Here is a 12511-nt window from a genome sequence, read left to right as displayed (position 1 = left end):
CGACTTAGCCAACCAGTGCTAGGCTGTGCCCGACAAGTGCGGCGAATCTTATAGTCGACCCTGTAAGTCGTCAACACCTTTTTAAAAAAAATTTAAATTATTTAAGGGGTTAGGGGATTTGCCCGACCACCCGCCTTTGCCCATGGGCCGTGTCGTGCGAGAATGCGCCCTCTTTATTGTTTCCTTCTCGATGGTTAATCACGCGTCTATGACTGCACACCTAATCGATGGCAAGGCGATCGCCGCCAACCTGCGCAAGCAGATCGCTCAACGTGTCGTGGAGCGTCGCCAGCAAGGCCTGCGTACACCGGGCCTGGCAGTGATCCTGGTCGGCACCGACCCCGCCTCCCAAGTCTATGTCTCGCACAAGCGCAAGGACTGCGAAGAGGTCGGCTTCATTTCGCAGGCATTCGACCTGCCCAGCGAAACCACGCAGCAGGCCCTGACCGAGCTGGTCGACCGCCTCAATGACGACCCGGCTGTCGACGGCATCCTGCTGCAACTGCCGCTGCCAGCTCACCTGGACGCATCGCCGTTGCTTGAGCGCATTCGCCCGGATAAAGATGTGGACGGTTTCCACCCTTACAACATCGGCCGCCTGGCCCAGCGTATCCCGCTGCTGCGCCCGTGCACGCCAAAAGGCATCATGACCCTGCTGGAAAGCACCGGTCAGGACCTGTACGGCATGAATGCAGTCATCGTCGGCGCTTCCAACATCGTGGGTCGCCCGATGGCCATGGAACTGTTGCTGGCCGGTTGCACCGTTACCGTTTGCCACCGCTTCACCAAGGACCTGGCCGGCCATGTCGGGCGTGCCGACCTGGTGGTCGTGGCTGCCGGCAAGCCGGGCCTGGTCAAGGGTGAGTGGGTCAAGGAAGGTGCCATCGTCATCGACGTGGGTATCAACCGCCAGGAAGACGGCAAGCTGGTCGGCGACGTGGTCTACGAGACCGCCCTGCCACGTGCCGGCTGGATCACCCCGGTGCCAGGTGGCGTTGGGCCGATGACCCGCGCTTGCCTGCTGGAAAACACGCTGTATGCGGCGGAAGAGCTGCACAAGTAACACGGCGCAAAATGAAAACGGCACCTCTGGCAGGTGCCGTTTTTTTTGCCTGTGATTCATGCATTGGCCTTGCTGGCCTCTTCGCGGGCTTGCCCGCTCCCACAGGATTCCCATACCCCTTTCCTGTGGGAGCGGGCGAGCCCGCGAAGAAGCCCACGCGGTGCTCAGCCGATCACTTCCTGGCCGCCTCCCATGACTTCAGCAGTTCGTTGTAGCTGACCGTCTCGCCTTCGGGCTTTTCGTTGGCCAGCTTGGGCTTGGGTGCGCCGGGCTGGTCAAACCAGTACTGGGCATCCTTCTCCGGGTTGAGCTTGGGTGCACAGGTGGCCTGGGCGTTGGACCGCTGCAAACGTTCCATCATGCGGTCCTGGTCCCGCGCCAGGCCATCCAGGGCCTCCTGCGGGGTCTTCTCGCCACTGGCCACTTCGGCAATGTGGCTCCACCACAGCTGCGCCAACCGCGGATAATCCGGCACATTGGTGCCGGTTGGCGTCCACTGCACCCGTGCCGGACTGCGGTAGAACTCCACCAGCCCACCCAGCTTGGGCGCCAGGTCGGTCATGGCCTGGGAGTTGATGTCCGACTCACGAATCGGCGTCAGGCCGACGATGGTCTTTTTCAGCGACACCGTCTTGGAGGTGACGAACTGGGCATACAGCCACGCCGCCAAACGTTGCTTCTCGGGGGTGGATTTGAAGAAGGTCCATGAGCCCGTGTCCTGGTAACCCAGCTTCATCCCCTCCTCCCAGTACGGCCCCTTCGGCGAGGGTGCCATGCGCCATTTCGGCGTGCCGTCGGCATTCACTACCGGCAACCCCGGCTTGGTCATGTCGGCGGTAAACGCGGTGTACCAGAAAATCTGCTGGGCAATGTTGCCCTGTGCTGGCACCGGGCCCGCCTCGGAGAAGGTCATGCCCTGGGCTTCCTTGGGCGCATAGGCGCGCATCCAGTCCACGTACTTCTGCGTGGCATACACCGCAGCCGGGCCATTGGTGTCGCCGCCGCGGGTCACGCTGGAGCCTACCGGGTGGCAGTCCTCCACGCGAATGCCCCACTCATCCACTGGCAAACCGTTTGGCAACCCCTTGTCGCCGCCGCCGGCCATCGAGAACCAGGCGTCGGTGAAACGCCAGCCCAGCGAAGGGTCCTTCTTGCCGTAGTCCATGTGGCCATAAACGCGCTTGCCGTCGATTTCCTTGACGTCTTCGGTGAAGAACTTGGCAATGTCCTCATAGGCCGACCAGTTAACCGGCACACCCAGTTCGTAACCGTACTTTTCCTTGAACCTGGCCTTGAGCTCTGGCCGTTCGAACCAGTCGGCGCGGAACCAGTACAGGTTGGCGAACTGCTGGTCGGGCAGTTGGTAGACCTTGCCATCAGGCGCAGTGGTGAAGGAAATGCCGATAAAGTCCTTCAGGTCGAGGGTCGGCGAAGTGTAGTCCTTGCCTTCGTTGGCCATCAGATCGGTAATCGATTCCACCTTGCCGTAGCGAAAATGCGTACCGATCAGGTCGGAGTCGTTGACCCAACCGTCGTAGATGTTCTTGTCCGACTGCATCTGCGTCTGCAGTTTTTCCACCACGTCACCTTCCTGCAACAGGTCGTGGGTCAGCTGGATGCCGGTAATTTCGCTAAAGGCCTTGGCCAGCACCTTGGACTCGTATTCATGGGTGGTGATGGTTTCCGACACCACGTTGATCTTCATGCCACGGAATGGCTCTGCTGCCTTGATGAACCACTTCAACTCGGCCAGCTGCTGCTCCGGAGTAAGGGTCGAAGGCTTGAACTCGCTGCCGAGCCATTTCCTGGCCGCGTCTTCGTACTGGTCAGCCCAGGCTGGACCGTGCACGCTAGCCAGTACCAGCAAGGCGGCCAGGGTCAAATGTCGCCTGTTGTGCTTGTTGTCGAACATTGTGATCTCCCGTTTCGGTTATTCCACAGGGCCGCTCGTTCAGCCCCAGCGCAGCACCACCAGCAGCCACGCCAGCGACAGCAGCGAGGCCACCCACAATGGCCAGTCGCTGACGCCGACCACCAGCAGGTGCAGGTAGGCGCTGGCCAGCAGGCCGATGAACAAGCGATCACCACGGCTGGTGACCAGCGGCAGGAAGCCCCGCCGTTCTACGCAGGGGCGGCGCAGTTCGAGCAGGGTCATACCCAGCAGCAGCACGCCAACCGCGGCGAAAAAAAGCGCCGTCGGCAAGGTCCAGGCCATCCACTCCATGCGTTGCCCTCCTTACACCCGGCCCAGGGCAAAGCCCTTGGCCACATGGTTGCGGACAAACCAGATCACCAGCATGCCCGGCAAGATGGTCAGCACCCCTGCCGCCGCCAGCACCCCCCAGTCGATGCCTGATGCCGACACGGTACGGGTCATCACGGCGGCAATCGGTTTGGCATTCACCGAGGTCAGGGTGCGCGCCAGCAGCAGTTCAACCCAGGAAAACATGAAGCAGAAAAATGCCGTGACGCCGATGCCGGAGCCAATCAGCGGGATGAAGATTTTCACGAAGAAGCGCGGGAAGCTGTAGCCGTCGATGTAGGCCGTTTCGTCGATCTCCTTCGGCACGCCCGACATGAACCCTTCCAGGATCCACACCGCCAAGGGCACGTTGAACAGGCAGTGGGCCAAAGCCACGGCAATATGGGTATCGAACAGGCCGATCGACGAGTACAGCTGGAAGAACGGCAGCAGGAACACCGCTGGGGGCGCCATACGGTTGGTCAGCAGCCAGAAGAACAGGTGCCGGTCGCCGAGGAAGCGGTAGCGCGAGAAGGCATAGGCCGCTGGCAACGCCACCAGTAGCGAGATCAGCGTGTTCAGGCACACGTAGTACAGCGAGTTGATGTAACCGCTGTACCAGCTGGCATCGGTGAAAATCACCCGGTAGTTTTCAAGGGTGAACGCCTGTGGCCACAGGGTCAGCCCGCCCAGGATCTCGGTGTTGCTCTTGAACGACATGTTCAACAACCAGTAGATCGGCACCAGCAGGAAGAAGAAATACAGCAGCAAGGCCAGCGTTTTGCGCGTGCTCATGGGCTAGTCCTTGTCGGCATGGGTCATGGCTGTGTAGAACAGCCACGACACCAGCAGGATGATCAGGAAGTACACCAGGGAGAACGCCGCAGCCGGGCCCAGGTCGAACTGCCCCACCGCCATGCGCGTCAGGGTCTGGCTGAGGAAGGTGGTGGCGTTGCCAGGCCCGCCACCGGTCAGCACGAAGGGCTCGGTGTAGATCATGAAGCTGTCCATGAAGCGCAGCATCACCGCGATCAGCAGCACGTTCTTCAGCTTGGGCAGCTGGATATGGCGGAACACCGCCCAACCCGAGGCGCGGTCGATACGCGCAGCCTGGTAGTAAACATCGGGAATGGCGCGTAGCCCCGAATAGCACAGCAGCGCCACCAGCGAGGTCCAGTGCCATACGTCCATCACCAGCACGGTAAGCCACGCATCGAACGGGTCGCCGGCATAGTTGTAGCCAACCCCGAGCTTGGCCAGGGTAGCGCCAAGCAGGCCGATATCGGCGCGGCCGAAGATCTGCCAGATAGTGCCCACCACGTTCCACGGGATCAGCAACGGGATGGCCATGACGATCAGGCATACCGAGGCCATGCGCCCCTTGGTCGGCATGGTCAGCGCAATGGCGATGCCCAGCGGGATCTCGATCAGCAAGACGCAGGCAGAGTAGATGAACTGGCGCAGCAGCGCGTCATGCAACGCCGGGTCGCGCAGCACCTGGCGGTACCAGTCGGCGCCGACGAAGTAGCGGTTGGACTGGTCGAAAATATCCTGCACCGAGTAGTTGACCACGGTCATCATCGGCACCACCGCACTGAACGCCACCAGCAGGAACACCGGCAGCACCAGCCACCAGGCCTTGTTGTTCTGCACCTTGTTCATCGGTCAGCCTCCAGCAGCACATCGTCGACGTACAGCATCAGCCATTGCGACGGCAGGTTGACCCAGGCCCGATCCACGGGCAAAGGGCGGTCCTCGCCCAGGCGCGCCTTCAGCGCAACACCGCCCAGTTCGACGGTGACGATGCGGTAGGTGCCCAGGTCCTCGACATCCAGCACCCGAGCCGGGATGGCGCCATCGAACGGGCTGTCCCACAGCTGTACGAACTCTGGCCGGATACCCACTTGCAAGCGCCCGCCCGCCGTCGCCGCAAGGCGTTCACGCAGGCCGTCGGGCAGCGTCAGGTGGACATCGCCAAACACCACCCCGCCTGCCTCGGCATGCACCTCGATCAGGTTCATCCCAGGGCTGCCGATGAAATAGCCGACAAAGGTATGCCGCGGCCGCTCGAACAGCTCGCGCGGGGTACCGAACTGGACGATGCGCCCGCCATGCATTACCGCGATCTTGTCGGCGAAGGTCGACGCCTCCAGCTGGTCGTGGGTGACGTAGATCATGGTGATGTTGAACTGCTCGTGGATCTGCTTCAGCTTGCGCCGCAGCTTCCACTTCAGGTGCGGGTCGATCACCGTGAGCGGTTCGTCGAACAGGATCGCAGACACGTCATCACGCACCAGGCCGCGGCCCATGGAGACTTTCTGTTTTTCGTCGGCACTGAGGTTGCGTGCCTTCTTGCGCAACACACCGGCCAGGTCGAGCACTTCGGCTATTTCTTCCACCCGGGCACGCACCCGGGCTTCATCCAGCCCCTGGTTACGCAGCGGGAAGGCCAGGTTGTCGAACACCGTCATGGTGTCGTACACCACCGGGAACTGGAACACCTGGGCTATGTTGCGTGCTTGCGGCGACAGCTGGTTAACCGGCTTGCCGTCGAACAGCACTTCGCCATGGGACGGTGTCAGCAGCCCGGAAATGATGTTGAGCAAGGTCGACTTGCCGCAGCCGGATGGCCCAAGCAGCGCGTAGGCACCGCCCTGCTCCCATACATGCTCCAGCGCGTGCAGGGCATAGTCCGCCTCGCTGGCAGGCTGGCGGCTGTAGCTGTGCGCCAGTTGGCGCAGGCGGATCTCGGCCATCACCCTCTCCTTGCCTGGCGCAGCCCCGGGGCCTGCACCAACGCCCCGTTGCTGTCGAAGACGAACAGCTTGTGTGTGGGGATGAACACGCGAATCGGCGTGTCCACCTGGTATTCGTGCACCCCCGGCAGGTGAAGGATCACGCGCCAATGCTCATTGCGCACATGCAGGAAAGTCTCTGAACCACTGATCTCGGCAAGCTCCACCAGCACCGACAGCTCCAGGTCATCGTCGTGGGCCGGTACCAGCGTGATATGGCTGGGGCGCACACCAAAGCGGTAGTCGCCTTCGGCAAGCGCCTGCAAGTCGGCATTGCGGGCAAAGTGCACGGCCTGGGCCAGGCTCACTTCATTGCCACTGATACGGCCAGGCACGAGGTTGATCGGCGGCTCGGAAAACAGCTCGGCAGCCAGCACACTGCCGGGGCGCTGATACACCTCGGCGGTGGGCCCGCTCTGCACGATACGGCCCTCATGCACAAGGGTGGTGGTGCCACCCAGCGCCAGTGCTTCGTTGGGTTCGGTGGTGGCGTACACGGGAATGCAATGGCGCGCCGCGAACAGCTCGCGCAGCTCCTGGCGCAGGCCCTCACGCAACTTGTAGTCGAGGTTGACCAAGGGCTCGTCGAAGAGGATCAGCGAGGCATCCTTGACCAACGCCCGGGCCATGGCCGTGCGTTGCTGCTGGCCACCGGACAGCTCCAGCGGCAGGCGCTGCAGGTAGGGTTCGATGCGCAGCATTTCGGCGGTTTCCTGCACCCGCCGGCGGATTTCCGCCTCGGCCATGCGCGCCTGGCGCAACGGCGAGGCGATGTTTTCGTACACGCTCAAGGTCGGGTAATTGATGAACTGCTGATACACCATCGACACATTGCGCTGGCGCACCGGCACACCCGTCACATCCTTGCCATCCATCAGCACACGGCCCCGGTCCGGGCGGTCGAGCCCGGCCATCAGGCGCATCAGGCTGGTCTTGCCGGCCAGGGTGCGGCCCAGCAGCACGTTGAACGAACCGGGCTCGAAACGCAGTGATGCATCAACGATCCACGGCTGGTTGTCGACGCTGCGGCTGACCTGCTCCAGCACCAGGGACATGGCATGGCCTTCTTGTCGTTGTTGTCCGCCAGCCACAGCCAGTTCCGTGCCAGTTGCCCCTCGACGCTCTGGCACGGGGCCTGGGCGCCAGCACGGGCAAATCGCCGGTTCGCAAGTGAACACAATCACTGAACAACTGAACACACGCCAGTTTGACAATGAACACCGGTGAACAACACTGAACAGCGGTCCGCCCATAACAACAACCACACAGGACAGGCCCATGGCTGCATCCGCTTCGCCCCATGCCCAACTGATCCAGGCCTCCTGGGCCCGCTGCCGCGATCACGGCCTGCAGCCGCAGCAGGCCCCGGATTTCGACTGCCTGACCCGCGCCGAACTCAGCGCCCTGCTGGAACAGCGCCAGGCCCTGCTGTGCCTGACCCGTGAGGAAGTGCTGCCGCAATACGCGCACCTGCTGGGCAACGCCAGCTACCTGGTGATGCTGGCCGATGCCAGCGGCTGCCTGCTCGACAGCTGGGGCTCGCGGCGTTTCATCGAGCCGCGCCAGCAGCATGGTTTCAGCGCCGGCGCCCATTGGCACGAGCGTGGCGTCGGCACCAATGCCCTGGGCACCACGCTGGTCTGCGCCGAGGCGATTCACGTTGGCCAGGACGAACACTTCCTGCGCCAGAACCGCTACATGTCCAGCGCCGCCGCCCCCCTGTTCGACGCTACGAGGCAACTGGTCGGGGTGCTCGACGTGGCCAGCGACGGCTACCTGCCCGCCAGCCAGACACTGGGCCTGGTGCGCATGATGAGCCAGAGCCTGGAAAACCGCCTGATCCTTGCCGAACACGCCGACCAGCATGCGCAACTGATCTTCAACAGTGCCTCCGACAACCTCGACAGCCCTTGGGCCGGCCTGCTGGTGTTCGATGGGCACGGGCAGGTGCTGGCCGCCAATCACCGGGCCGACAGCCTGCTCGGCGGTAACCCGCTGCGGCAGAACATCGAGCAACTGTTCCAGGTACCCCTGCAGCAACTGCTCAGCCACCCCCGACAACAGCCCTTCGCCCTTCAGGCCACCGGGCGCAACCGCTTTCATTGCCAGTGGCAGCCCCCGCGCAAAGCTACCCGCCAGCCCGAAGCCGGTCATGTCGATGCGCGCCTGGAAAAAGCGCGGGTACAGGCCGGCCTGCTGCTGGAAAAGGACATTCCGGTGCTGGTGCAGGGTGAAACGGGTGTGGGCAAGGAAGTGTTCGTAGAAACCCTGCACCGCGCCAGCAGCCGCGCCGGCCAGCCGCTGATCGCCGTCAATTGCGCGGCGATCCCGGCCGAACTGGTGGAGTCGGAGCTGTTCGGGTATGACAAAGGCGCGTTCACGGGCGCGCACCACAAGGGCAACCCGGGGCTGATCCGCAAGGCCGACCACGGCATCCTGTTTCTGGATGAGATTGGCGACATGCCCCTGCCTACCCAGGCCCGCCTGCTGCGTGTGCTGCAGTCGCGCAGCATCCAGCCACTGGGCAGCGGCGAACCGGTGGCGGTGGACATTCGCGTGGTGTCGGCAAGCAACCGCGACCTGGCTGAAGAAGTGCGTGCCGGGCGCTTTCGCCAGGACCTGTATTACCGCATAGCAGGGCTGGCAGTGATGCTGCCGCCACTGCGCGAGCGGGCAGACCGGCGACAGTTGATCGAACAGGTGCATGCCCGCTACCGCGAACCCGGGCAGCCTGCGCGGCTGCCGTCGGGCATTATCGAGCTGCTCGACCAACACCCCTGGCCAGGCAACCTGCGGGAACTGGTGAGTGTGTTGCAGGTGGCGCTGGCCCTGGCGGGCGACGGGGCAGTGGGTATCGAGCACTTGCCTGCAGGTTTTCTTGCCGAGTCGTCGATACCGCTGCTGCCAGCGACTGAAGAAGTGGACTTGCAAACGCGGGTGGCGCAGGCCAATGGCAACCTGTCAGCGGTGGCACGCCAGCTGGGGATCAGCCGGACCACACTGTACAAGCGATTGCGCGAGCGATGATGCCTTAGCGGTTGAAGCGTTCCACCAGGGCGCGCAATCCGGCACACACCTGTTCCAGTTCGGCACCCCGCGAAGCAGCGGCGTTGGCGCTGTTGGCACTGTGCTGGGCGATGCCGGCCACGCCATTGATCTGCCGCGACACATCATCAGCCACGGCGGACTGCTGCTGCGAAGCGGCGGCCATCTGCTGGCTCATGTCGCTGATGCGCTGCACCGCGTCACGAATGCCATGCAGCGCCTGGCGCGCTTGCTGCACCTGGGCAACGCCTTGTTCGGCCCCCGTAATGCCTTGGCTGGCAATGGCCACGGCTTGTTCGGCGCCACTGCGCAGTGTGTCGATGATGGCCTGGATATGCAGGGTGGACTGGCGGGTCTTGTCGGCCAGTGCCCGCACCTCATCGGCGACCACGGCAAAGCCACGGCCCTGTTCACCCGCACGCGCCGCCTCGATGGCGGCGTTGAGGGCCAGCAGGTTGGTCTGCTCGGCAATACCACGGATCATCCCTGCAGCATCGGCGATGGCACCGGTCTGACCGGCCAGGTGGCTGACCGCCTGGTTGATCTGTGTAACGGTGCCGGCCAAGGTGCGAATGGCCGCGCCACTGGCATCGGCCACCTGGCTGCCCTGCTCGGCCAACTGGTGCGCGGTGTGCGCCTCGGCGGCGGTCAACTGTACATGGTTGGCCACTTCCCCGATGGAGGCCGCCATCTGGTTCATCGCCGTGGCACTCAGGTCGGTTTCTGCACGCTGATCCAGCAATGCCGCCTCGGTGCTGCGCGACAACTGCCCGGCATCGTAGGCAGCTTCGGCCATTTGCGCGGCCAGGTCGCTCAACCGCGTCAATGCGGTTTTCAGCCGTGCCTCTTCGCTGATCAGCATCAGTTGCAGTTGCCCTGCATGGCCCGGCAGGTCGCTGTAGGTCAGGGCTGCGACCGGGTCGGCGAAGGCATCTCCAGCGCCCTCGATCACCTTCTGCATCTGGCGCCCGAAGGCGTTGCGCGTCCACAGGCCATAGGCCAGGAACAGCCCAGCGGTCAGCCCCTGCCCCACCAGGCCAGGCCACAGCTGGTTGGCGCCCAGCGCCAGCAGCCCACCAGCCAATGGCAGGGCCAAGGCTTGCGCCAGCAACGTCAGCCGGTGTGGCCAGGAGACTGCGCCCTGCCCATCGCGTAGCCGAGCATAAAGCGCCTCGGCACGTGCCACCTGCTCGCGGGTGGGGCACACCCGAACCGACTCGTAGCCGACTACCCGCCCGCCTTCGAGGATGGGGGTGACGTAGGCGTTGACCCAGTAATAGTCGCCGTTACGGCAGCGGTTCTTGACGATGCCCATCCAGCTCTTGCCAGCCTTCAGGTAGCGCCACATCAGCGCGTATACCGCTGGCGGCATGTCCGGGTGGCGCACCAGGTTGTGCGGGCTGCCGATCAGTTCAGCCTCGCTGTAGCCGCTGATGGCGGCGAATTCGGGGTTGCAATACGTGATCAGGCTGGCGGTATCAGTCGCTGAAATCAGCCGCTGATCAGAGGGGAAACGCTGCTCGACCGGGGTGACCGGAAGGTTGAGACGCACGATGAGGCTCCATTCATTGGGATGCCGGGCGTGTGCTGCCAAACGCTTCCGGGAAGAATCCCCCCCAAAATGCCCTTTTGTGACCGCCAAGTCAGGCGCGGATTCTACGAATCCCACTGCATAAAGCAAATAAACCTTACTAATCATGCCGTTATCCAGGATTTCACGGTCGCCACCGCGCTTGGCAAGCGGATTGCAGAGGTGTTCAAGGCACTGGCCACGCCCTGCAAAGATTCATACGAGCCCCTTTCAAGGCACGCACCGAACTAGAGCCTGGCAGGCCGGATTGCCCCATAACTGGTCAGACCGGTAAGGCCAAAAACCCTTGCAATCCAGGTTTTTTCGCGCTTTTATGGCCTCGCGCTGAACAAACCGGTAAGACCACAATAATTAAGTCCTGCGCTCTTTCGCCCCGTGCGGCTACCGAAGCAAGGACACCGATCAGAGACTCCTTCCATGCTCAAATGGTGCTCGCGTTCGATATTCCTGCAAGTCGTGCTCGGCCTTGCCCTCGGCATCGCCTGCGGTCTCAGCTTCCCCGACCTTTCCCTGCAACTCAAACCCCTGGGCGACGGCTTCATCAAGCTGATCAAGATGCTCATCGGCCTGATCGTGTTCTGCGTGGTAGTCAGCGGTATTTCGGGCGCGGGCGACCTGAAAAAGGTCGGGCGCATCGGCCTGAAGTCGGTGATCTACTTTGAAGTGCTCACCACCCTGGCGCTGGTGATCGGCCTGGTGTTCGCTTTCAGCAGTGGCATCGGCAGTGGTGCCAACATCCACCTGGACCAGCTGTCCAGCGCCGACGCCAACGGCCTGGCCGAGCGCGGCCAGCACATCCATGGCGCCACGGCGTTCTTCATGGACCTGATCCCCACCTCGGTGATCGGCGCCTTCGCCGACAACAACATTCTCCAGGTGCTGCTGTTCTCGGTGCTGTTCGGCAGCGCGCTGAACCTGGTGGGTGATTCGGCAGCCGGCATCTCGCGGCTGATCAACGAACTGAGCCACGTGATCTTCCGCATCATGGGCATGATCGTGCGCCTGGCCCCCATCGGCGTGTTTGGCGCCATCGCCTTCACCACCAGCAAGTACGGCCTGGAATCGCTGCAACACCTGGGCGGGCTGGTGGCGCTGTTCTACCTCACCTGCGCCGGCTTCGTGCTGATCGTGCTGGGTACCGTGATGCGCCTGTCCGGGCTGAAGCTGCTGCCGTTGATCAAGTACCTGCGTGAAGAGCTGACCATCGTCCTGGGGACCGCGTCTTCCGACGCCGTGCTGCCACAGATCATGCGCAAGCTGGAGCATCTGGGGATCGGCAGCTCCACGGTCGGCCTGGTAATCCCTACCGGTTACTCGTTCAACCTCGATGGTTTCTCCATCTACCTGACCCTGGCCATCGTGTTCATTGCCAATGCCACCGGCACGCCACTGGAAATGACCGACCTGCTGACCATCCTGCTGGTGTCGCTGGTGACTTCAAAGGGTGCTCACGGCATCCCAGGCTCGGCGCTGGTGATCCTCGCTGCCACCCTTACCGCCGTGCCGGCAATTCCGGTGGTCGGCCTGGTGCTGGTGCTGGCAGTGGACTGGTTCATGGGCATCGGCCGGGCGCTGACCAACCTGATTGGCAACTGCGTGGCCACCGTGGCCATCGCCCGCTGGGAAAAGGACATTGACCTGGAGCGTGCGCAGAACGTGCTCGACGGCAAGCTGGGCTTCACGCCCACACCGCGCAAGCAGCCCAACACGCACCATCAACAGGAATTCTGAACCAAAGCGGCCGGCGGTAACGCCGGCCCTTGCAGGAGCGAACC

General features: G+C 63.0%; 9 protein-coding genes and 2 pseudogenes. 3 read left to right on the top strand and 8 right to left on the bottom strand.

Annotated features, from left to right (window positions below):
• The first annotated feature begins 208 nt into the window (after positions 1-208).
• Positions 209-1063 (top strand): bifunctional methylenetetrahydrofolate dehydrogenase/methenyltetrahydrofolate cyclohydrolase FolD, encoded by an 855-nt coding sequence (folD, locus tag ACFY9W_RS18765; protein WP_391132912.1) that lies wholly within the window; start codon positions 209-211, stop codon positions 1061-1063.
• Between the two features lie 172 nt (positions 1064-1235).
• On the opposite strand, the gene ACFY9W_RS18760 is transcribed toward folD, so the two are convergent.
• The 6 genes from ACFY9W_RS18760 to ACFY9W_RS18735 are packed head-to-tail and all read right to left on the bottom strand — an operon-like array spanning position 1236 to position 7155.
• Positions 1236-2975 (bottom strand): carbohydrate ABC transporter substrate-binding protein, encoded by a 1740-nt coding sequence (locus ACFY9W_RS18760; RefSeq protein WP_391132909.1) that lies wholly within the window; start codon positions 2973-2975, stop codon positions 1236-1238.
• 39 nt (positions 2976-3014) lie between these two features.
• Positions 3015-3287 carry a DUF2160 family membrane protein gene (locus ACFY9W_RS18755; protein WP_391132906.1) on the bottom strand — a complete coding sequence of 91 codons (273 nt, stop codon included), beginning with the start codon at positions 3285-3287 and terminating at the stop codon, positions 3015-3017.
• A gap of 12 nt (positions 3288-3299) precedes the next feature.
• Positions 3300-4100 carry an ABC transporter permease subunit gene (locus ACFY9W_RS18750; protein ID WP_391132903.1) on the bottom strand — a complete coding sequence of 267 codons (801 nt, stop codon included), beginning with the start codon at positions 4098-4100 and terminating at the stop codon, positions 3300-3302.
• 3 nt (positions 4101-4103) lie between these two features.
• Complete coding sequence (locus ACFY9W_RS18745; protein WP_391132900.1) at positions 4104-4967, bottom strand: ABC transporter permease subunit; 864 nt, start codon at positions 4965-4967, stop codon at positions 4104-4106.
• On the bottom strand, positions 4964-6061 hold the full coding sequence (locus ACFY9W_RS18740; RefSeq protein ID WP_391132897.1) for an ATP-binding cassette domain-containing protein: 1098 nt from the start codon (positions 6059-6061) through the stop codon (positions 4964-4966). Before ACFY9W_RS18740 ends, ACFY9W_RS18745 begins: the two co-directional genes overlap by 4 nt.
• Entirely contained in the window at positions 6061-7155 is a 1095-nt protein-coding gene (locus tag ACFY9W_RS18735) for an ATP-binding cassette domain-containing protein (RefSeq protein ID WP_391132894.1), read from the bottom strand. The genes ACFY9W_RS18740 and ACFY9W_RS18735 overlap by 1 nt, the downstream gene beginning before the upstream one ends.
• Before the next feature lie 223 nt (positions 7156-7378).
• On the opposite strand from ACFY9W_RS18735, the gene ACFY9W_RS18730 reads away from it, so the two are divergent.
• Complete coding sequence (locus ACFY9W_RS18730) at positions 7379-9127, top strand: sigma 54-interacting transcriptional regulator (protein WP_391132890.1); 1749 nt, start codon at positions 7379-7381, stop codon at positions 9125-9127.
• Between the two features lie 4 nt (positions 9128-9131).
• Here the strand turns inward: ACFY9W_RS18730 and ACFY9W_RS18725 are convergent.
• A pseudogene (locus ACFY9W_RS18725) lies at positions 9132-9626 on the bottom strand (methyl-accepting chemotaxis protein); the annotation flags it as partial.
• A gap of 789 nt (positions 9627-10415) precedes the next feature.
• A pseudogene (locus ACFY9W_RS18720) lies at positions 10416-10844 on the bottom strand (PAS domain-containing protein); the annotation flags it as partial.
• 309 nt (positions 10845-11153) lie between these two features.
• Between ACFY9W_RS18720 and ACFY9W_RS18715 the strand changes: the two are divergent.
• Positions 11154-12467 (top strand): C4-dicarboxylate transporter DctA, encoded by a 1314-nt coding sequence (locus ACFY9W_RS18715; protein WP_284355841.1) that lies wholly within the window; start codon positions 11154-11156, stop codon positions 12465-12467.
• Positions 12468-12511 lie beyond the last annotated feature (44 nt).

Origin of the sequence: Pseudomonas sp. NPDC008258, from assembly GCF_042956345.1 — a bacterium.
Classification (GTDB): domain Bacteria; phylum Pseudomonadota; class Gammaproteobacteria; order Pseudomonadales; family Pseudomonadaceae; genus Aquipseudomonas.
This window is presented reverse-complemented; position numbering and strand designations above follow the sequence as displayed.

Bases quoted from the DNA above. Each gene is read 5' to 3' on its own strand.
- ACFY9W_RS18755 (WP_391132906.1), bottom strand. From the start codon at position 3,287: ATGGAGTGGATGGCCTGGACCTTGCCGACGGCGCTTTTTTTCGCCGCG.
- ACFY9W_RS18760 (WP_391132909.1), bottom strand. From the start codon at position 2,975: ATGTTCGACAACAAGCACAACAGGCGACATTTGACCCTGGCCGCCTTG.
- ACFY9W_RS18745 (WP_391132900.1), bottom strand. From the start codon at position 4,967: ATGAACAAGGTGCAGAACAACAAGGCCTGGTGGCTGGTGCTGCCGGTG.
- ACFY9W_RS18730 (WP_391132890.1), top strand. From the start codon at position 7,379: ATGGCTGCATCCGCTTCGCCCCATGCCCAACTGATCCAGGCCTCCTGG.
- ACFY9W_RS18715 (WP_284355841.1), top strand. From the start codon at position 11,154: ATGCTCAAATGGTGCTCGCGTTCGATATTCCTGCAAGTCGTGCTCGGC.
- ACFY9W_RS18750 (WP_391132903.1), bottom strand. From the start codon at position 4,100: ATGAGCACGCGCAAAACGCTGGCCTTGCTGCTGTATTTCTTCTTCCTG.
- ACFY9W_RS18735 (WP_391132894.1), bottom strand. From the start codon at position 7,155: ATGTCCCTGGTGCTGGAGCAGGTCAGCCGCAGCGTCGACAACCAGCCG.
- folD (WP_391132912.1), top strand. From the start codon at position 209: ATGACTGCACACCTAATCGATGGCAAGGCGATCGCCGCCAACCTGCGC.
- ACFY9W_RS18740 (WP_391132897.1), bottom strand. From the start codon at position 6,061: ATGGCCGAGATCCGCCTGCGCCAACTGGCGCACAGCTACAGCCGCCAG.